This is a genomic window from Streptomyces daliensis, assembly GCF_054782395.1.
On the sequence record NZ_BAAGSO010000093.1, the window covers coordinates 69,930 to 89,491 of the forward strand.

16 protein-coding genes are annotated in these 19,562 nt (G+C 73.4%); 3 read left to right on the plus strand and 13 right to left on the minus strand.

Annotated features, from left to right (window positions below):
• Positions 1–5 precede the first annotated feature (5 nt).
• The 3 genes from pucD to ACYVOO_RS22465 are packed head-to-tail and all read right to left on the minus strand — an operon-like array spanning position 6 to position 4,014.
• Positions 6–2,417 (minus strand): xanthine dehydrogenase subunit D, encoded by a 2,412-nt coding sequence (pucD, locus tag ACYVOO_RS22455; RefSeq protein WP_461017470.1) that lies wholly within the window; start codon positions 2,415–2,417, stop codon positions 6–8.
• Between the two features lie 2 nt (positions 2,418–2,419).
• On the minus strand, positions 2,420–3,061 hold the full coding sequence (locus ACYVOO_RS22460; RefSeq protein WP_461017471.1) for a (2Fe-2S)-binding protein: 642 nt from the start codon (positions 3,059–3,061) through the stop codon (positions 2,420–2,422).
• Complete coding sequence (locus ACYVOO_RS22465) at positions 3,052–4,014, minus strand: FAD binding domain-containing protein (RefSeq protein ID WP_461017472.1); 963 nt, start codon at positions 4,012–4,014, stop codon at positions 3,052–3,054. The genes ACYVOO_RS22460 and ACYVOO_RS22465 overlap by 10 nt, the downstream gene beginning before the upstream one ends.
• A 537-nt stretch (positions 4,015–4,551) precedes the next feature.
• Here ACYVOO_RS22465 and ACYVOO_RS22470 point away from each other — a divergent pair.
• Entirely contained in the window at positions 4,552–6,342 is a 1,791-nt protein-coding gene (locus ACYVOO_RS22470; RefSeq protein WP_461017473.1) for a PucR family transcriptional regulator, read from the plus strand.
• Between the two features lie 36 nt (positions 6,343–6,378).
• On the opposite strand, the gene ACYVOO_RS22475 is transcribed toward ACYVOO_RS22470, so the two are convergent.
• The 3 genes from ACYVOO_RS22475 to ACYVOO_RS22485 all read right to left on the minus strand — a co-directional run bounded on the left by ACYVOO_RS22475 (position 6,379) and on the right by ACYVOO_RS22485 (position 8,597).
• Positions 6,379–7,410: an aldo/keto reductase gene (locus ACYVOO_RS22475; protein WP_461017474.1), complete on the minus strand. Its 1,032-nt coding sequence runs from the start codon at positions 7,408–7,410 to the stop codon at positions 6,379–6,381.
• 68 nt (positions 7,411–7,478) lie between these two features.
• Positions 7,479–7,607, minus strand: coding sequence for a hypothetical protein (locus ACYVOO_RS22480; protein WP_461017475.1), 129 nt, complete (start codon positions 7,605–7,607; stop codon positions 7,479–7,481).
• Positions 7,608–7,898: 291 nt separating this feature from the next.
• Positions 7,899–8,597, minus strand: a complete 699-nt coding sequence (locus ACYVOO_RS22485) for a FadR/GntR family transcriptional regulator (RefSeq protein WP_453344620.1) — start codon at positions 8,595–8,597, stop codon at positions 7,899–7,901.
• A 213-nt stretch (positions 8,598–8,810) separates the two neighbouring features.
• Here ACYVOO_RS22485 and ACYVOO_RS22490 point away from each other — a divergent pair, with 213 nt between their 5' ends.
• Positions 8,811–10,028: an aminotransferase class V-fold PLP-dependent enzyme gene (locus ACYVOO_RS22490; RefSeq protein ID WP_461017476.1), complete on the plus strand. Its 1,218-nt coding sequence runs from the start codon at positions 8,811–8,813 to the stop codon at positions 10,026–10,028.
• 137 nt (positions 10,029–10,165) lie between these two features.
• Positions 10,166–11,755, plus strand: coding sequence for an APC family permease (locus ACYVOO_RS22495; protein WP_461017477.1), 1,590 nt, complete (start codon positions 10,166–10,168; stop codon positions 11,753–11,755).
• Here ACYVOO_RS22495 and ACYVOO_RS22500 read toward each other — a convergent pair.
• The 7 genes from ACYVOO_RS22500 to ACYVOO_RS22530 form a co-directional block, all read right to left on the minus strand.
• Positions 11,750–12,316 (minus strand): hypothetical protein, encoded by a 567-nt coding sequence (locus ACYVOO_RS22500; protein ID WP_461017478.1) that lies wholly within the window; start codon positions 12,314–12,316, stop codon positions 11,750–11,752. The genes ACYVOO_RS22495 and ACYVOO_RS22500 overlap by 6 nt on opposite strands.
• A 97-nt stretch (positions 12,317–12,413) precedes the next feature.
• Positions 12,414–12,836 (minus strand): STAS domain-containing protein, encoded by a 423-nt coding sequence (locus tag ACYVOO_RS22505; RefSeq protein ID WP_461017479.1) that lies wholly within the window; start codon positions 12,834–12,836, stop codon positions 12,414–12,416.
• A gap of 31 nt (positions 12,837–12,867) precedes the next feature.
• Positions 12,868–15,039, minus strand: a complete 2,172-nt coding sequence (locus tag ACYVOO_RS22510) for an ABC transporter ATP-binding protein (protein WP_461017494.1) — start codon at positions 15,037–15,039, stop codon at positions 12,868–12,870.
• Positions 15,018–15,893: an ABC transporter permease gene (locus tag ACYVOO_RS22515; RefSeq protein WP_461017495.1), complete on the minus strand. Its 876-nt coding sequence runs from the start codon at positions 15,891–15,893 to the stop codon at positions 15,018–15,020. The genes ACYVOO_RS22510 and ACYVOO_RS22515 overlap by 22 nt, the downstream gene beginning before the upstream one ends.
• Before the next feature lie 38 nt (positions 15,894–15,931).
• On the minus strand, positions 15,932–16,921 hold the full coding sequence (locus ACYVOO_RS22520; RefSeq protein ID WP_461017496.1) for an ABC transporter permease: 990 nt from the start codon (positions 16,919–16,921) through the stop codon (positions 15,932–15,934).
• A 20-nt stretch (positions 16,922–16,941) separates the two neighbouring features.
• Complete coding sequence (locus ACYVOO_RS22525; protein WP_461017497.1) at positions 16,942–18,582, minus strand: ABC transporter substrate-binding protein; 1,641 nt, start codon at positions 18,580–18,582, stop codon at positions 16,942–16,944.
• Between the two features lie 127 nt (positions 18,583–18,709).
• Positions 18,710–19,558, minus strand: coding sequence for a class I SAM-dependent DNA methyltransferase (locus tag ACYVOO_RS22530; RefSeq protein WP_461017480.1), 849 nt, complete (start codon positions 19,556–19,558; stop codon positions 18,710–18,712).
• Positions 19,559–19,562 lie beyond the last annotated feature (4 nt).

The following is a 19,562-nucleotide window of genomic DNA, read 5'->3' on the forward strand; positions in this document are numbered from 1 at the left end:
AACGGCTACGTGCCCGTCAGGTGCTCCGGGCGGACCGGGACGCGGTTCAGCGCCAGGCCCGTCGCATCGCGTATCGCCGCGACGACGGCCGGGGTGGACGAGAGCGTCGGGGCCTCGCCGATGCCGCGCAGCCCGTACGGCGCGTGCTCGTCCGCCAGCTCCAGGACATCCACGGGGATGGTGGGGGTGTCGAGGATGGTGGGGATCAGATAGTCCGTGAAGGAGGGGTTGCGGACCTTCGCGCTCGGGTCCACCACGATCTCCTCCATGACGGCCAGCCCCAGGCCCTGTGTCGTACCGCCCTGTATCTGGCCGACGGTGGACAGCGGGTTCAGGGACTTGCCGACGTCCTGCGCGCAGGCCAGTTCGATGACCTTGACCAGGCCGAGGTCGGTGTCGACCTCGACCACGGCGCGGTGCGCGGCGAAGCTGTACTGGACGTGGCCGAAGCCCTGCCCGGTCTTCAGGTCGAACGGCTCGGTCGGCCGGTGCCGGAACTCCAGCTCCAGGTCGATGGCCGTATCGCCCAGGACCTCGGCCAGGTCGGCGACGACTTCGCCGCCGTCGGTGACGACCTTGCCGCCCTCCAGGAGGAGTTCGGCACGCGCCCACGCCGGGTGGTACGAGCCGAGTTTGGCCCGCCCCAGCTCCAGCACCTTCGCGCGCACGGCCTCGCAGGTGTTCTTGACCGCGCCGCCCGTCATATAGGTCTGCCGGGAGGCGGAGGTGGAGCCCGCCGAGCCGACCTGCGTGTTCGCGGGGTGGATGGTGACGTCGGTGACGCCCAGTTCGGTGCGCGCGATCTGCGCGTGCACGGTGACACCGCCCTGGCCGACCTCGGCCATCGCCGTGTGCACCAGCGCGACGGGCCGGCCGCCGACGACTTCGAGGCGCACCCGCGCGGTGGAGTAGTCGTCGAAGCCCTCGGAGAAGCCGACGTTCTTGATGCCCACCGCGTAGCCGACGCCCCGTACGACACCCTCGCCGTGCGTGGTGTTGGACAGGCCGCCGGGCAGCGCCCGCACATCCACGGTCGTACCGCCCGTACCGGGGTCACCGGAGCCGCCTGAACCGCTCTCCCACTGCTTCTCCGGGGGCAGCGGCATGGCCTTGACGCGGCGCAGGATCTCAGCGACAGGGGCCGGGGAGTCCACCTCCTGGCCCGTGGGCATGACCGAGCCCTGGGACATGGCGTTCTTCTGGCGCAGCTCGACGGGGTCCATGCCGAGCGCCTCGGCGAGGCGGTCCATCTGCGACTCGTACGCGAAGCACGCCTGCACCGCGCCGAAGCCGCGCATGGCCCCGCAGGGCGGGTTGTTGGTGTAGAGCGCGAGTGCTTCGACGTCGACGTTGGGGATGTCGTACGGGCCGACCGCGAGCGAGGCGGCGTTGCCGACGACGGCCGGGGACGAGGAGGCGTAGGCGCCGCCGTCCAGGACGATGCGCGCGGTCATGTAGAGGATGGTGCCGTCGCTGGTGGCGCCGTGCTCGTAGGTGAGCTTGGCGGGGTGGCGGTGCACATGCCCGAAGAACGACTCGTACCGGTTGTAGACGATCTTCACGGGCTTGCCGGTGGCCATCGCCAGCAGGCACGCGTGCGCCTGCATGGACAGGTCCTCGCGGGCACCGAAGGCACCGCCGACGCCCGAGAGCGTCAGCCGCACCTTGTCGGCGGGGAGGCCGAGGACGGGCGCGAGCTGGTCGCGGTCGACGTGCAGCCACTGGGTGGCGATGTACAGGTCGACGCCGCCGTCCTCGGCGGGCACGGCGAGCCCCGACTCCGGGCCGAGGAACGCCTGGTCCTGCATGCCCACTTCGTAGTCGTGCCGCACGACCACATCGGCCCGCGCCTTCGCCGACGCCACGTCACCGCACTTCACGGGCTGCCGGTGGACGACGTTGGGGTGCGGGGAGTGGGGCGCGTGGTGGTCGTCGCGGCCGGGGTGCAGGAGCGTCGCGTCCGGGCCCGTCGCGCTCTGCTCGTCGTGGACGGGAGGCAGCTCCTCGTAGTCCACGACGATCTTCGCGGCGGCTCGGCGCGCGGTCTCCGGATGGTCGGCTGCGACGATGGCGACGGCCTCGCCGTGGTAGCGCACCCGGTCCTTGGCCAGCACCGGCTGGTCGTGGATCTCCAGCCCGAAGTGGGTCTTGGCGGGGAGGTCGTCGTGCGTCATGACGGAGTAGACGCCGGGTGTCTTCAGCGCCTCGGACACGTCGACGGAACGGATCAGCGCGTGGGCGTGCGGGCTGCGCAGGGTGAAGCCCCACAGCATGTCCTCGTGCCACAGGTCGGACGAGTAGGCGAACTCGCCGGTGACCTTGAGCGTGCCGTCGGGGCGCAGCGTGGACTCGCCGATGCCGCCCTTGGTGGTGCTGCCCTGGGTGATCTCGGTGGGGGTCCTGGTGGCTCCGGCCATGGTCAGACCGCCTTTCCCGTCGTCGCCGTCGTGGCGTGGTCGCCGCGTGCCGCGGCCAGCCGTACCGCGTCGAGGATCTTCTCGTAGCCGGTGCAGCGGCACAGGTTGCCCGAGAGCGCCTCGCGGATGTCGGCGTCGGACGGCTGCGGGTTGCGCTCGATCAGCTCGTCGGCCGCGACGAGGAGTCCCGGCGTGCAGAAGCCGCACTGGACGGCGCCCGCGTCGATGAACGCCTGCTGGACGGGGGCGAGTTCGGCGCCTGCGTCCTGGGTGGGCTTCGCCTCCCAGCGCTGCTCGGCGGCGGCGCTGGTGCGGTGGGCCGCTGCGGCGTGGCCGCCGGTGGCGTCGCTTCCGCAGGCGCCGCTCGCGCAGCCGCCCGCCGCGCGTGCACGTGCCTTCGCGTAGTCCGCGAGCCCTTCGACGGTGACGACCTCGCGGCCCTCGACCTGACCGGCAGCGACGAGACAGGCGCAGACGGGCTCGCCGTCGAGCCGGACCGTGCAGGAGCCGCATTCACCCTGCTCACAGGCGTTCTTCGAGCCGGGCAGGCCCATGCGCTCGCGCAGGACGTAGAGCAGGGACTCGCCCTCCCACACGTCGTCCGCCTCGTGCCGCCGTCCGTTGACGGTGAATGTCACGCGCACTGTGCGCCCCCTTCGCTGATGTTTCCGCTCGTACGGGCGCCGGTTCCGGTTCCGGTGCCGGTTCCGCTTCCCGAGCCGTTCGCCGGGCCCGAGGCCCGGTAGCTCTCCCAGGCCCAGCCGAGCGTGCGACGGGCCATGACGCCGACCGCGTGGCGGCGGTAGCGGGCGCTGCCGCGTACGTCGTCGATCGGGTTGCAGGCCCCCGAGCACAGCTCGGCGAACTGCTTCGCGACCGACGGAGTGATGATCTTCCCGCTGTCCCAGAAGCCGCCCTCCTCCAGCGCCGCGTTGAGGAAGTCCTCGGCCGCCGTGGCGCGGAAGGGAGTGGGCGCGGCCGAGCCGACGCCGGTCCGCACAGTGCGCGTTTCCGGGTGCAGCGCGATGCCGAAAGCGCAGACCGCGATGACCATGGCGTTGCGGGTGCCGATCTTCGAGAACTGCTGGGGCCCGTGCGCCTTCCTGATGTGCACGGCCCTGATCAGCTCGTCGTCGGCCAGCGCGTTGCGCTTGACGCCCGTGTAGAACTCCTCGGCGGGGATGAGGCGGGTGCCGCGCACCGAGACCGCCTCGACCTCGGTCCCTGCCGCGAGCAGCGCCGGGTGCGAGTCCCCGGCGGGCGAGGCCGCGCCGAGGTTGCCGCCGACGCTGCCCCGGTTGCGGATCTGCGGGGAGCCGACGGTGTGGCCCGCGAGGGCGAGCCCCGGCAGCTCGGTACGCAGGTGCTCGATGATGTGCGTGTACGGGACGGAGGCCCCGAGCCGCACGTGCTCCTCGCCGGTCTCCCACTCCCGAAGCTCGGCGATACGGTTCAGGTCCAGCAGGTACTCGGGACGACGGTGGTCGAAGTTGATCTCGACCATGACATCGGTACCGCCCGCGATGGGCACAGCGGTGGGGTGCTCGGCCTTCGCGGCGAGCGCCTCCTCCCAACTGGCGGGGCGCAGGAACTCCATGGTGTCTCTTCTCGATTCGCTGACTTCGCTCGATGCGTCGGACGAGGGGGTGAGGGGTCGGAGGGGGGTACGGGCCGGCCCGCGAGGGCCTGTTCATGTCCTGTTCACGCGATGCCGCCTCAGTACACCGATCCGTGCCCCACCCGGTGCAGTCACCGAAACCATGAAGCGTTTGGCTGGCCAGCGGCCATGTCTTGTAGATTCGAACGAAAACCGGGGAACAGAAACCTCGCGGCATTCCACCGGCAACACGGCGCACACGGATACCCCGCCGCGCCGCGGGCAGGGCCGAAGGCACGGGGCTTCCGGTCCCGGCCACCACCGGGCGCCCACCCCACGGGCGCCCACGACCTACCGGGCGCCTTCCCCACGGGCGCCCACGACCTACCGGGCGCCACCCCCGCGGCGCCCACGACCACGTACCGAATCCGACCCGAGCACGACCGAGCACGGCCCGCACACCCCCGCGGGCACGCCCCGCGCACCCGCGGGCACGGCCGGACCCGGATCCTGACCGAAAGAACGGCGGCGACCACCATGCGGCTGCGCGCACTCCTGGAGACCGGCTCCCTCGGCCTCCGCCTCCTCGGCGGCGAGGACGAGCTGGACCGCACCGTACGCGGCGTCATGACCACCGACCTGCGCGATCCCAGCCGCTACCTCTCCGGGGGCGAGCTGGTGCTGACGGGTCTGGCCTGGCGCCACTCGCCCGAGGACTCCGAGCCCTTCGTCCGCATCCTCGGCGCGGCCGGGGTCGCCGGGCTCGCGGCGGGCGAGGCCGAAATGGGTCCGGTGCCGGAGGACCTGGTCGCGGCCTGTGCGAGGCACCGGCTGCCGCTGTTCTCCGTGTCCGAGGACGTGGCCTTCGCGACGATCACCGAGCACGTCGTGCGGCAGGTCTCGACGGAGCGCGCGGGCGATCTGGCCGCCGTGGTGGACCGGCACCGGCGCCTGATGTCCTCGGGCCCGGCCGGGGGCGGCCCCGACGTGGTCCTGGACCTCCTCGTCACCGACCTCGACCTGCGCGCCTGGGTGCTCTCGCCCACGGGGCGCACCGTCGCGGGCTCGGGCGAGCTGGCCCCCGGCATCTCCGCGCGGCTCGCGGGCGAGCACCTGGCGGCGGCACGGACGGGGCGCCTCGGCCCGCACCGGGTCACCGTCGAGGGCGCCACGTACTCGCTGTTCCCCGTCAGCGGCGGGGGCCGCGACCTGCGCGAGACGGTGCTCTCCGACTGGCTGCTGGCCGTCGAGGCCGACGCGGGCGACTGGCCCGCCGAACGGCTGGACCTGCTGCACGGCGTCACCCAGCTCATCGCCGTCGAACGCGACCGGCGCGACGCGTCGCGCACGGTGCGGCGCAGACTCGCGCAAGAGGTGCTCGAACTGGTCCAGACGGGTGCGCCGCCCGCCGAGATCGCGGCGCGGCTGCGCGTCGCGGCGCCCGTGCTGCTGCCCGGCCTGGGGGCCGCGCCGCACTGGCAGGTCGTGGTGGCCCGCGTCGAGTGGGAGGACAGCGCCGTCCCGGGCGGGCCCGTCGCCCAGTCGCTGCTGGAGGAGACGCTGGTGGACCCGCGCGCCGACGGCACCGACGTGTCCGACCGCATCGCCGTCGCCCATACGGGTGAGGAGGCGGTGGCGCTGGTGCCGTTGCCCGCGCTCAGCGGGGAGGCGGGGCGGCTGCGGGAGGGCGACGGGGAGGGGTGGACGGGGTCCGGAGCCGGGTCCGGGTCCGGGTCGGGGCCGGGGTCGGGGGGCGCTGCGGATTCCGGTTCCGGTTCCAGTTCCGGCTCCGGCTCCGGCACCGCTTCCGTCGCGGAGGCCGGTGCGGAGACGGGCCTGGAGGCCGACGCGCTGCTGGCCGCGCTGCGCGCGACCATGGAACGCGGCCTGGGCGACGACGGCCGCCTCACCCTCGGCGTCAGCGCGCCCGTCCACTCCGCCGAGGGACTGCGCGGCGCGCTGGAGGAGGCGCGCCACGCCCGTCGCGTCGCCGCCGCGCGGCCGGGGCGGGTCTGCGCGGCGGGCCACGAGGAGCTGGCCTCGCACGTGCTGCTGCTGCCCTTCGTGCCGGACGACGTACGGCGCGCGTTCACCGCCCGCCTGCTGGCGCCCCTGCACGACTACGACCGCCGCCACCGCGCCGAACTGGTCCCCACACTGGAGGCGTTCCTCTCCGCCGACGGCTCCTGGACCCGCTGCGCCTCACGCCTCCACCTCCACGTCAACACCCTGCGCTACCGCGTGGGGCGGATCGAGCAGTTGACGGGCCGCGATCTGTCGCGGCTGGAGGACAAGCTGGACTTCTTCCTGGCACTGCGCATGAGCTGAGGGCGCGACGGCGGGGGGCCGGTGCCTGACGCGACGTCAGAGGCGCCCGTCCACGCGCCCGTCCAGGCGCGCCGACACCTCGCCGAACACATGGGGCGAGGCGTTTTCGATGAACTCGGAGGGGAAGCCGGGCCGGAACCCGGTGACCTCCTCCAGCTTCCGCACCGCCTCCTCGGGCAGCCGCACCTCCGCCGCGCCGAGGTTGTCCGTCAACTGCCCGACCGTACGGGCCCCGACGATGGGGTGCACAGCCGCCGAGTGCGCCCTGGTCCAGGCGATGGCGGCCTGCGAGGGCGTGACCCCCAGCTCGTCGGCGACCTCCTGGACAGCCCGCGCGACGGCGTGCTCGTGCTCGCTGACCGAGCCGACGGAGCGGCGCGTCCCCTCGCCCGGACCGCCGGGCCGCGTGTACTTCCCCGAGAGCACCCCGCTCCCCAGCGGCCCCCATGCCGCGACGGTCATCCCGAACGCCTCGGCCATGGGCAGCAGTTCACGCTCGACGTCGCGGTTGAGCAGGCTGTAGGGAACCTGGAGCCCGGCGAAGGGCGTCCAGTCGCGCCACTCGGCCAGGGTGTTGGCGCGGGCGACGAACCAGGCGGGCGCGTCGGAGATCCCCACGTACAGGACCTTCCCCGCCCGTACGGCGTCGTCCAGCGCCCGCATCGTCTCCTCGACCGGCGTGTGCCGGTCCCACATGTGGACCCAGTACACGTCGATGTGGTCGGTGCGCAGTTGCCGCAGGCTGGTCTCCAGCGAGCGGGTGAGGTTCTTGCGGTGGTTGCCCGCCGCGTTGGGGTCGGTGCCGTCCCGGGTGACGGTGTACTTCGTCGCGACGACGAAGCGGTCCCTGCGCCCCTTGAGCGCCTCACCGAGGACGGCCTCGCTCTCCCCGTCCCGGTAGTTGACGGCGGTGTCCACGACATTGCCGCCCGCCTCCACGTACACGTCCACCATGCGCCCGCACTCCTCCGGCGAGACCCCGGCCCCGCCGGACTCCCCGAACGTCATGGCGCCCAGAAACAGCTCTGACACCCGGAGCCCGGTCCGGCCGAAGAGTCGGTAGCGCACGGTGGTGTTCCCTCTCGTCGATGGAGTCGCCCGGCGTCGGCCGGGCCATTCAACTCGACGGGGCCCCCTCACGCCAGCAGCAGCCGCCAGAGGGCGATCAGCGCGAAGAGCACGGTGAGGCTCGTCAGCACCACCATCGCCGCGGCGGTGGCGCGGCTCGTCCCCTGGGTACCGGGTAAGTGACGTTTACCGTCCACGCGTCCTCTTTTCCCATACGGCGACAACGGTCACAACGCCAGGGTGACGGGAGGGTGGTGAAGGCGTACAGGGGGTCACGGAGGAGCACTGCGGCACGCGCCGCTCTCGGGGTGCGCCGTGGGTGGGCCGCTCATGAGCCCCGTGCGGAGGGGGCGCGCGTGCCCTCGGGTGCTGGTGGCGGTGTGGGTGCGGGGAGGCGCACGGGGCGGACGTGCGGGCGGTTTCCACTGTCGCGGAACGCGCGGGCGCGGGGCGCTCCCGCGGCCCGTACCGGGGCTTTCCGTACCGGTTCAGTCCGTGCCGCGTACCACCGGTGACGGGCGCAGCCTGCGCAGCCAGTTCTCCGTGCGGGAGAGGTGGGCGCTGATGGCTGCGGAGGCGGCGGCCGGGTCCTTCGCGGCCAGCGCGTCGATCAGCGCCTCGTGGCCGAGGTCGCTGAGGGCGCGGACCTGCGCGGCCTCCGGGGTGCCGTAGACGCTGTAGTGCCTGCCGCGCGAGCGCAGCACCCCGGCGAGCGCCGCCAGCGTCTCGTTGCCGCTGGCCTCGCACACGGTGGCGTGGAACTCGCGGTCCAGGGTGTGCAGTTCCTCCTCGTCCTCCGTGCGCGCGAGCCGGTCCTGGAGCGCGCGCAGCCGGGCGACGACCGCCTCGTCGGCGCGCGCCGCCGCCAGCGCGGCGGCGTGCGACTCCAGCGCCCTGCGCACGTCGTACAGCTCCAGCAGCCCGTCCAGCGGCAGTACGTCGACCGTCGCGGCGAACCCCGCCAGCATCTGCGCGGGCCGCAGCCCCGAGACGAACGTGCCCGCGCCGTGGCGGGACTCCAGCATGCCGAGCGCCGCGAGCGACCGTACGGCCTCCCGCAGCGAGCCGCGCGACACGCCCAGCCGGGCGCACAGTTCGGGCTCGGGCGGCAGTTGCTGGCCCGCGACCAGCTCGCCGCCGGCGATCATGGCGCGCAGTCCGCTCGCCGCCGTGTCGGTCGCCGCCATCCCCGTGCACCTCCGCTCCGCGCCGCCCGCCGCTCGGGCCCCGCTTCCGCTCGCTCTCCCGGCAACCATGGCACACCCGAGTCATCAGATGACTTGCCGGAGCCGCCTCGGAATCCGTGACGACGAATTTACACGCGACCTCTGTTCACAAGGCTCTTCGCGTTCTACCGTCCCGGGGACATCAAAAGTCATCGGACAACTCTGTGGAGTGGTATGACCTCCTCCCCCACTGCCTCCCGGCGTCCTGCCGCTCAGGACGGCGCCGCGCACGCCGCGCGCCCTGAGCGGACCGCACTGGACGACTGGGCGCTCGACCCGTCCGTGCGCCACCTCAACCACGGCTCCTTCGGCGCCGTCCCGCGCGCCGCGCTCGCCGAACAGCGGGCGCTGGCCGAGGAGATGGAGGCCGACCCCTGCCGCTGGTTCCGCGGCCTCCCCGAGCGCGTGGCGCGGGCCCGCACGGACGTGGCCCGCTATCTGCGCACCGGCGCCGACTCCCTCGCGCTCGTCGCGAACGCCAGCGCGGGCGTGAGCACCGTCCTCGGCTCCGTCGTCCTGCCGCGCGACTCCGAGGTGCTGCTGACCGACCACACCTACGGTGCCGTCGCCATGGGCGCGGAGCGCGCCGCGCGGCGCGCCGGGGCGCGGGTGCGGACGCTGCACGTGCCGCTCGACGCAACGGAAGAGCAGGTCACGGCCCTTTTCGCGGATGCGCTCGGCCCTTCCGTCGCGCTCGTCGTCGTCGACCAGATCACCTCCCCCACCGCGCGCCTCTTCCCGGTGGGCGACATCGCGCGCCTCGCGCACGAGGCGGGCGCCCGCGTGCTCGTGGACGGCGCCCACGCGCCCGGCATGCTCGCCGACCCCGTCGGGCTGTCGGGCGAGGCCGACTACTGGGTCGGCAACCTGCACAAGTGGCCCTGCGCCCCGCGCGGCACGGCCGCACTCGTGGCGCGCGGCGCGCAGGCGCAGGAGCTGTATCCGCTCACCGACTCGTGGGGCACGCCCGACCCGTTCCCCCAGCGCTTCGACCAGCAGGGCACCGTCGACCTGACCGCCTGGCTGGCGGCGCCCCGCGCGCTCGGGTTCGTCGAGGAGCGCTACGGGTGGGACGCGGCACGCGCCCACATGGCACGGCTCGCCGACGCGGGCCAGCGCACGGTGGCACGGGCGCTCGACGCCGACCTGACGGCGGTCGCGGGCTGCGAGGCCCCCGCCATGCGGCTCGTGCCGCTGCCGCCCGGACTGGCGACGGACCAGGAAGCCGCGCACGCGCTCCAGCGGCGCATCGCGGACACGACGGGCTGCGAGACGGCCGTGACCTGCTTCGGCGGACGCGGCTTCCTGCGCCTGTCCGCGCACCTCTACACGACCGAGGCCGACTTCGCGCTGCTGGCCGAGCGTGTGCCCGGCTGCCTGAAGGGCGCGTAGGCCCGTAGGCGGCGGGCGGCGGGCGCGGGCGCCGGGCGGCAACGGGGTGCCCCGTCGCCGCGGAACGACAACCGCGGGACGACGAGAACCACAGGACGAGCAGCGGAGAAGCGGAACAGAAGGACGGGAAGGTCAGCGTGCGCACCAAATCCATCGAGGCGACCCTGCGGGACGCCGAACGGCCCTCGACACGGCTGGCCCGCTCCCTGGGCCCGCTCCAGCTCACGATGATGGGCATCGGCGTCACCATCGGCGGCGGCATCTTCGTGCTCACCGGCACGGCTGCGGCCAACTACGCGGGCCCCGCCATCGCGGTCTCCTTCGCGCTCGGCGCCCTCACCTCGGGCCTGGTCGCCCTGTGCTACATGGAGTTCGCGAGCACGGTGCCGGTCGCGGGCAGCGCGTACACCTTCGCCTACGTCTCCCTCGGCGAACTGGCCGCCTGGCTCATCGGCTGGGACCTCATCCTCGACATGACCATGGGCGCGGGGGCCGTGGCCAGCGGCTGGTCACAGTACGTCGCCGACTTCCTCGCGTCGTTCGGCGTCCACCTGCCCGCCTCGGTCGCGGGCCCCGAGGCGGTGGTCAACGTCCCGGCCGTGCTCATCATCCTCGTGCTGACGGCGGTGCTGGCCTCCGGCGTGCGGACCACGTCCCGCATCAACACGGCCATGACGCTGGTCAAGCTCGCGGCCATCCTGATCTTCCTCTGCGTCGGCGTCTTCCACATCCACACGGCCAACTGGGCACCGTTCGTGCCCGATTCGCAGCCGCCGGGCGGCGACGGCGGGGTGTGGGAGCAGCCGCTGCTGGGCTGGGCCGGGATCAGCACGAACGCCACGTTCGGGTTCGCCGGCATTCTCACGGGCGGTGCCATCGTCTTCGGCGCTTATTCCGGCTTCGACATCATGGCGAGCAGCGCCGAGGAGGCCAAGCGGCCCCAGCGCACCCTGCCGATCGCGCTGATGGCGACGGTCGTCGTGTGCGCCACGCTCTACGTCGCCGTCGCGCTGGTGGTCACCGGCATGGACCACTACACCCACTTGGACAACGCGGCGCCTGTCACCGCCGCGCTGAAGGCCGTCGGGGCCGACTGGGCGGTGCGGGTCGTGGGCATCGGGGCCATCTGCGGGCTGACGACCGTCGTCATGATCATGCTGCTGGGGCAGAGCAGGGTCTTCCTCGCGATGAGCAGGGACAGGCTGCTGCCCGAGTGGTACTCGCGGGTCCACCCCGTGACGCGCAGCCCGCGCCGCATCACCTGGACGCTCGGGCTGCTCGTCGCCTTCATGACGGCGGTCCTGCCGATCCAGGACCTGGCCGAACTGGGCAACATCGGCATGCTGACCTCGTTCATCGCGGTCTGCGTCGGCGTGATGTACCTGCGCAGGGCACGCCCGGAACTGCGCCGCGGCTTCCGTACGCCATGGGTCCCGTTCCTGCCCGTGGTCGCGCTGCTGCTCTGCCTGCTCCTGGTGGGCAGCCTGCCGCTGATCACCTGGGCGCGGTTCCTGGGCTGGATGGCCGTGGGCCTGCTCATCTACGTGCTGTGGGGGCGCAGGCACAGCAGGGTCGCGACGGGTGAACTCGCGGCGGACGGGTCGGACGGGGAGGAAGGGCCTGACGAGGAGGGCGGGGACGGCGGTCACGGTCAGGGCGGCCCGGACGAGGCCGCCCCACCCGTCACGACGGAACCGGCGCCGGAACCGGGCGGCGCACGGTCATGACGCCTTCCGGCCCCGTACGGGCTTCCCGCTTACGGTGCCGTGCTCCTTCAGGAAGGCGCCCGCGTGGGCCGCGGCCTCTTCCCTCGTGGTGAGGGAGAGGGCGCCGTCGGCCTCACCGTGCGCGCCGTCGGCACCCTGCCCGGCCCACCGCCAGCCGCCCCGTGCCGGGTCCCACGCCAACTCGGCGCTCCCGCCGAACAGTTCGACGGTGACCGGCTCCCACTCCGGCGCTGCCGCTGCCGACCTGTTCACGGCGTCGGGCCACTTCTTGCGGGCGCCCTGCCTGGTGATGCCCCACGCGGCACCCATGCGTTCGTAGCTGGCGCCGTAGGCACCGGCCGTGCGCGCCGCCTTCGCCGTCAGCCGCTCGACCTCCTCGTCCACCACCTTCCAGGCGGCCAGGACCGACAGGGCCACCTCGGCGGGGTCCGCGTCCCACATGCGTTCCTCCGGCAGCCCGGTCTCGCGGGCGCGCACCGCCGAGGCGAGCGGGTTGAGCGCTTCGCAGAGTGCCTCGGTGAGCGCGACCCGTTCGGCGCTGGTGATCTCGATGGATACCATGACGACAACTTTAGTTTCCGCGTCGCTCGTTCGGAAACTAAAGTTGTCGATTGGCATATGCCGATATCGTTCGGGGCCGCCCAACGGCCCCGACGTCTCACAGCGTGGGCGGGACCGGGGAGGTGAGCAGGTCGAACGCGTCGTAGACCGTCGCGGCGAGCGTCAGGAACGGGATCGTGCCCGCGATCTCCAGCACCCGCCGCATCGGCACGGGCACCCGGGCCAGCACGAGCGCCCCGCCCGTCTCGCGCACGGACATGTGCGTGGACAGCAGTGCGTTGAGACCGGAGGAGTCGCAGAAGGTGATGCCGGAGCAGTCCGCGATGACGTGGTCGTGACCGGCGGCGCGCACCTCGGCGACCGCCCGCCGCCACACGTTCTCGCTGGCCAGGTCCAGCTCTCCGACGGGACACAGCAGCGCCATGCCGTCGCGTCCGCGCACGGGAGGGGGGATGAAGAGACCGGAACCCACCTCGGCGAACACGGGTTGCGGTTCCTTCGCGTCGTGGCCTGAGAGCATGTCACGTGATCTTGGCGCGCCAACTCCAAGATCACAAGCGGATCGCACGGTCCCGGTCCTGTGAACTCCCCGCTCCCGTCGCGGAGACGGCTCCGGGCGACGCCGGTCGGGGCACGTCTCGCGGGGGCACATCGACGCCGTGGGCCGCGGCCACCAGCGAGGCCGTGAACGGGTGCCGGGGCGCGGTCAGTACGCGGGTGGCAGGGCCCTGTTCGACGATCTCGCCCGCGTCGAGCACGGCCACGCGGTCGGCCAGTGCCGCCGTGTCCAGGTCGTGCGTGATGAGGACGAGGCTCATGCCGCCCCGCCCTTCCCGCGGCTGGGACTGCGGGTCCGGCTCCGGCTCCGGCTCCGGCTCCGGCTCCGGCCGCCCATGTTCCCGCTCCCCCTCCTGTTCCCGCTCCGCGAGCAGGCCGACGAGCAGATCGAGCACGGCCGCACGGGTGACCGTGTCCAGGCCCGAGGTGATCTCGTCGCACACGAGCACGCGGGGGCGGGCCGCCAACGCGCGGGCCAGTGCGGCGCGTTGCAGCTCGCCGCCCGAGAGCCCGCCGGGGCGGCGCGCGGCGAGCGACTCGTCCAGGCCGACGCGCGAGAGCACGGCGCGCGCCTCGCGCAGCGCCTCCCGTGCGTCGGTCCCGCGCAGCCGTACGGCGGTGCGCGCGACCTGCGACAGCACGTCGCGGTGCTCGTCGAAGGCGGCCCGCGCGTCCTGGAACACGTACTGCACCGCCGCCAGTTCCGCGCGCGTACGCGCCCGCAGGCCGCGCGGCAGCGGGGCGCCGTCGAGCGTCACCTCGCCGTCCCAGTCGCGGTGCAGCCCGGATACGCAGCGGCCGAGGGTCGTCTTGCCGCTCCCCGACCGGCCGACGACCGCCAGGCACTCGCCCGGCTCCACCGCCAGCTCCGCCGCGCGCAGCGCGCGCACGGTGCCCCGGTCCCCGGCGCGGTCCCGGTAGCGGGCCACGTCCACGCGTACGCGCAGCCCGCGCGCGTCCGGCACCGGCTCCGACTCCGCTCCCGGCTCCGGGACGGCCGCCTCCGCCACTGGCTCCATGTCCATATCCGTGTCCCCGACGGCGGGGCACGGCGCGCCGAACTTCGCGTCGGCAGCGAGGAGTTGACGGGTCCAGGGATCGCGCGACCCGCGCGCGTCCGGCACCGTACCCGGCTCCGGCTCCGGGACGGCCGCCTCCGCCGCTGGCTCCATATCCGTGTCCGCGACGACGGGGCGCGGTGCCCCGAACTTCGCGTCCGCAGCGAGGAGTTGACGGGTCCAGGGATCGCGCGACCCGCGCGCGTCCGGCACCGTACCCGGCCCCGGCTCCGGGACGGCCGCCTCCGCCACTGGCTCCATGTCCATATCCGTGTCCGCGACGACGGGGCACGGCGCGCCGAACTTCGCGTCGGCAGCGAGGAGTTGACGGGTCCAGGGGTCGCGCGGCCCGGCCAGCACACGCCGCGCGGTACCCCGCTCGACGACGCGCCCCTCCCTCATCACCACGACCTCGTCGGCCAGTTCGCGCACCACGTCCAGGTCGTGGCTGAGGAGCAGCACGGCGATGCCGCGCCGTGCCACGGCCGCCAGCTCGGTCACGACGCGCCGCTTCGTCAGCGCGTCCTGACCCGTCGTCGGCTCGTCCGCGACGACCACCCGCGCGCCCAGCAGCAGTGCCTGTGCCAGTACGACCCGCTGCTGTTGCCCGCCGGAGAGCTGGTGCGGGTAGCGGCGCGTCACATCGGCGCCGTCGGGGAGCTGGGCCGCCTCCAGTGCGCGCAGCACACGTGCGCGTGCCTCGGCGCGACGTTGCCTCCAGCGCCCACGGCCCGCCTCGGCCCGCACCTGGGCGCGTGCGATGTCGTGGAGCAGCGCGCCCACCCTGCGCGCCGGGTTGAGGACGGCGGCCGGGTGCTGCGGCACATAGCCGACGAGGCCGCCGCCCGCGATCCGTACGTCGCCCGCCACCACCGCACCCGCCGGGTACTCGCCGAGCAGGGCGAGACCCGTCGTGGTCTTGCCGCTGCCCGACGCGCCCACCAGGGCCGTGACCGCACCGGCGCGGGCGCGCAGCGACACCCCGTCGACGATCGCCCGGCCGCCGATCTCCACCCGCAGCCCGTCGATCTCGGCCGCCACCTCGGCCTCGGCCTCCGTCCCGGCCACCGCGTCCCCGTCGTCCGTCACTTGCGCCACGCCTTCCATGCCCCCGGCCTCGTGTTCGTCCACGGCAGCGTCCTCGTCCTTCCGGCTCCGCCCCGGCCGCGCGCGAGTGCCGCGTCGAAGAGCATGTTCGTGCCCATCGACAGGCACACGATCAGCAGCGCGGGCACCACCACGGCCCAGGGCTGGACGAAGAGCCCGGTGCGGTTCCTGTCCACCATCACGGCCCAGTCGGGCGCGTCGGGCGCGACGCCGACGCCCAGGAAGGAGGCCGTCGCCACCAGGTAGAGGACGCCCGTCATCCGTACGCCCGCGTCGGCCAGCAGCGTGCGCAGCGCGGACCGCGCCACGTAGCCGAGTGCCGTACGCACCCAGCTCTCGCCCTGCATCCGCAGCGCCTCCACCGCCGCGCGTGCGGCGATCTCGGCCGCCGTGGCGCGGACGATCCGCGCCGTGTCGGGGACGTTGACCAGCGCCACCAGCAGGGCGAGCCCCAGCGCTCCTGGCGAGAACACCGTCGCGACCAGCAGGACCATCAGCAGGGACGGCACTGCCAGCACCACGTCGAGCGGGCGCATCAGCAGTTCCTCCAGCCACGTGCGGTGCGTCAGCGCGGCGGCGAAGCCGAGGGGGAGCGAGACCGCGTACGCGAGGACCGTCGCCGCGAGCGCGACCAGCACCACGGACCTGCCGCCCAGCAGGACCTGCCGCCACACGTCGCGTCCGGTGAAGTCCGTGCCCAGCCAGTGCCCGTCGCCCAGCGTGAACGACGCGCCGCGCGCGCCCGCCTCGCCCGCGAACAGCGGGCCGAGCAGGGCGAGTACGAGCGGTACGCCCACACACAGCAGCCCCACCCCGAACCGGCCGGAACGGTCGAACCGTCCGGGCCGGAACACGGCACCGGCAACCCGCGCGGCGCCACCCGTGTCCGCGTTCACGCAGCCACCCCCGCCCTCGGCGCGAGCCGGTGTGCGACGAGATCGGCGCCGAGGTTCAGCACCACCGTCACCACCCCGAAGACCACGGCGAGCCCCTGCACCACGGGCACATCGCGCGCGGCGACCGCGTCCATCAGCACCGTGCCGAGCCCGGGGATCACGAACAGCGCCTCCACGACGATCACTCCGCCCAGCAGCCAGTCGACCGTGCGCGCCAACTGCTGGGTGGCGGGCGCGACGGCGTTCGGGAGAGCGTGCGCGAAACGGACGCGCGCGGCGGAGAGCCCGTACCGGCGCGCCTGCGCGACGTACGGGGAAGCCAGCGCGTCGATCATCCCGGCCCGCACCAGCCTGCTGAGGGAACACACGGGGCGGGCGAGCAGCACCACGACGGGCAGCACCAGCACCGCCGGATCGGCGGTCAGGTCGCTCCCGTAGCCGACGGCGGTCGGCGGCAGCCAGCCGAGCCGCAGCGCGAACACGACGACGAGCAGCACCCCGAAGGCGAACTCCGGCACCGCGTAGACGCCCAGCGTGAGCGAGCTGATCAGCCGGTCAACGCGCCCTCCCTCGCGCCGCGCTGCCAGCACCCCGAGCCCGACGGCGACGGGCACCAGCAGCACGACGGTCAGCCCGGCCAGCACCAGCGTGGGCCCGAAGCCCTCGCCGAGATACCCGCTCACGGGACGGCCCGTGGCCAGCGAGGTGCCCAGGTCGCCGTGCAGCAGCCCGGCGGCCCAGTCGGCGAACCGCTCGTACGCGGGCAGGTCCAGGTCCAGCGAGTCGCGGATCGCGGCGATACGCGCCGGGTCGGGCTGGTCGCCCGCGAGCGCGACGGCCGCGTCCCCGGGCAGCGCCTCCGTCAGCGCGAAGACGAGCAGCACGACGGCCGCCGTCTGGACCAGCCCGAGCAGCAGCCGCCTGAGCACCCAGGAGCGCGGCCGCACGACGCGCCCGGCCAAGGCCCCCAGGGTGCGCAGAGGCATCGGTGCTGGTGCCGGTGGCGTCACGCCAGCCACACCTTGTCGAAGCGCGCCCAGTCCAGGGTGTTGGCGGGTGCCTCGCGGGCGACTCCGCCGACCTTCTTGGCCGTGCCCACGATCCAGTCCGCGAAGCCCCACACCAGGAAGCCGCCCTCGGCGTGGAGGCGGCGCTGCATCCGTGCGTAGAGGTCAGCGCGCGCCGAGTCGTCGGCAGTGGACTGGGCCTCGCGGTAGAGCGCGTCGAAGTCCTTGTGCTGCCACTTGGTGGCGTTGGTGGTGGAGCCGGTCAGGAGCCGCTGGGATATGTGGGTGCCGATGGGCATGGCGCCCGAGCGGTAGGAGCACAGGGTGCCGGAGTCGAGGATGTCGCTCCAGTAGCTGTCGGGGTCCCCCTGCCTGACCTTGACGGTGACGCCCGCCTTCGCCGCCTGGTCGCGGAAGATGCCCGCCGCCTCGGTGAACCCGGCGGCGACGTCCGAGGTGTCCAGGGTGACCTTCAGATCCTCGGCCCCGGCCTTCTTGAGCAGTTCGCGCGCACGGTCGAGGTCCTGTTCGCGCTGGGGGAGGTCGTCCGCGTAGTTCTCGTAGCCCTTGCCGAACAGGTCGTTGCCCTTCTCGCCCGCGCCGGAGAGCGCGCCCTTGACCAGTTCCTCGCGGTCGGCGATGAGGAAGAACGCCTCACGGACGCGCTTGTCGTCGAAGGGCGGCCTGTCCGTCTTCATGGCGAACGCCTGCATGGCGCTGTTCTTGAGCCGCACGATCTCGATCTGGCCCTTGCCCTCGTGGGCGCGCGCCGTCGTCGGGGCCAGCTCGTGCGCGTACTCGACCTGTCCGCCCAGGAGCGCGTTGATACGGGCCGACTCCTCGTTGACGCCGACGAACTCCAGCTCGTCCAGGTACGCGGCGCCGTCCCAGTAGTCCTCGTACCGCTTGAGCACGGTGGAGGTGCCCGGCTTGAAGGAGACGAAGCGGAAGGGGCCCGAGCCGACGGGCTCGTCGAAGCGCTTCTCGTCCTCCCCGGAGCCCTCGGGCCCCTCGGGCACGATGTAGGCGCCGAAGGCGGCCATGACGTGGGGGAACTCGGCCGTCGGACGCTTGAGCCGGAACTCCACGACCCTCTTGCCGACGGCGCGGCTCTCCTCCAGATCGATGGGCTCCAGATCGGCCTTGGAACGGAACGCCTTCTTCGGGTCGGCGATCCGGCGGTAGCTGTAGAGCACGTCGGCCGCCGTGACGGGCTTGCCGTCGTGGAACGTGGCCTCGCGGAGGGTGACCTTCCAGCGGTCGAGCGCCTTGTTGGACTCCCACTTGGCGGCGAGGCGGGGTTTGGCCGACAGGTCGGGACCGTAGTCGGCCAGCTTGTCGAAGAGCGCCTTGGCGCGGGCCACGTCGCCGAAGAGGTTGGCGAGGTGCGGGTCGAGGGTCTCGTTGGCGCCGCCGCCCGCGAAGGCGGCGCGCAGCCGTCCGCCGCGACGGGGCTTGCCGTCCCCGGCACCATCGGCGCCGGCGCCCCCGGACGCGCCGCCGCACCCTGCCAGCCCGAACGTCCCGAGCGCCGCCACCCCCGCCCCTGCCCCCGCCGCGAGGAAGCCGCGACGGCGCAGCGCGGGGAACGCCGGGGAGGGGGAGGAGGCGGGGATGTGTTCGTGTTCGTGGTCACGCATCGCGGTCATGGCGGTGAACTCCTCGGGGAGGGGGCAGGGGGTGAAGGTCGGGGGGGCGGGGCGAGGGAACGGATAACAAAATTGGTTATCCGTTATCTGAAAGCTGTTATCTGAAAGGTGTTATCCGTCAGTTCCTGCGGGCCACGACATGCAGGCGGTCCGCGTCCGCCGTACGGCCCGGCTCGTCGCCCTCCGTCCAGCGAGGCTCCGTGCGCGGCCCAGGGCCGTCGTGCAGTTCGAGGACGGTGAAGCCGTGCACCGTCAGGAAGTAGCGCAGCTCCTGCGGGAACAGCAGTCGCCACGCCGAGTGCTGTTCGCGCGGCGGGGAGCCGTCGTCGGCGGTCCACACGCGCCTGCGGCGCAGCAGTTGGGCGGTGCGGTCGGCCCAGAGGGTGGTGACGGAGCGGTAGCCGGTGCCGTGCCAGGTGAAGGAGTTCTCGGCGGGCGCGTCGAGGAGTTCCGTACGGCCGAGGAAGAAAGCACCGTTGCGCATCTCCGCGACGAGGAGGCCGCCGGGGTCGAGGGCGCGGTGGCAGGAGTCGAAGAAGCCGTCGAGTTCGTCGTTGCCGTGGCAGTAGAGCAGCGCGCTGTCGAGGCAGACGACGGCGTCGAACGCGCCCGCGCCCAGGTCGAACCCGCGCAGGTCGGCGCGGGCGTAGGCGGGTCCGGGGTGGTGGGTGCGGGCGTGGGCGAGCATGGCCTCGGACAGGTCGGCGCCCACGACGTGGCGCCCGGCCGCTGACAGGTGCGCCGCGTCGCGCCCCGTGCCGCAGCCCAGGTCCAGCACGCGCCGTCCGGCCCCGTGGCGGCGCAGGCAGTCCTCGGCCCAGCGTGCGGCGAGCCGTTCCCGGTCCGGGAAGCGGGCCTCGTACAGCGCGGGGTTGTCGGTGAGGAGGTTGGCGTCGGACTCGGCGTCGGCGTCGACGGGCCGCTCGTCGGTGGTGGACTGGTCGGTGGTGGACTGGTCGGTGGTCATGGTG

Bases quoted from the DNA above. Each gene is read 5' to 3' on its own strand.
- ACYVOO_RS22485 (WP_453344620.1), bottom strand. From the start codon at position 8,597: ATGGCGGCGACCGACACGGCGGCGAGCGGACTGCGCGCCATGATCGCC.
- ACYVOO_RS22525 (WP_461017497.1), bottom strand. From the start codon at position 18,582: ATGCGTGACCACGAACACGAACACATCCCCGCCTCCTCCCCCTCCCCG.
- ACYVOO_RS22470 (WP_461017473.1), top strand. From the start codon at position 4,552: ATGCGGCTGCGCGCACTCCTGGAGACCGGCTCCCTCGGCCTCCGCCTC.
- ACYVOO_RS22520 (WP_461017496.1), bottom strand. From the start codon at position 16,921: ATGCCTCTGCGCACCCTGGGGGCCTTGGCCGGGCGCGTCGTGCGGCCG.
- ACYVOO_RS22530 (WP_461017480.1), bottom strand. From the start codon at position 19,558: ATGACCACCGACCAGTCCACCACCGACCAGTCCACCACCGACGAGCGG.
- ACYVOO_RS22490 (WP_461017476.1), top strand. From the start codon at position 8,811: ATGACCTCCTCCCCCACTGCCTCCCGGCGTCCTGCCGCTCAGGACGGC.
- ACYVOO_RS22505 (WP_461017479.1), bottom strand. From the start codon at position 12,836: ATGCTCTCAGGCCACGACGCGAAGGAACCGCAACCCGTGTTCGCCGAG.
- pucD (WP_461017470.1), bottom strand. From the start codon at position 2,417: ATGGCCGGAGCCACCAGGACCCCCACCGAGATCACCCAGGGCAGCACC.
- ACYVOO_RS22465 (WP_461017472.1), bottom strand. From the start codon at position 4,014: ATGGAGTTCCTGCGCCCCGCCAGTTGGGAGGAGGCGCTCGCCGCGAAG.
- ACYVOO_RS22500 (WP_461017478.1), bottom strand. From the start codon at position 12,316: ATGGTATCCATCGAGATCACCAGCGCCGAACGGGTCGCGCTCACCGAG.
- ACYVOO_RS22510 (WP_461017494.1), bottom strand. From the start codon at position 15,039: ATGGAAGGCGTGGCGCAAGTGACGGACGACGGGGACGCGGTGGCCGGG.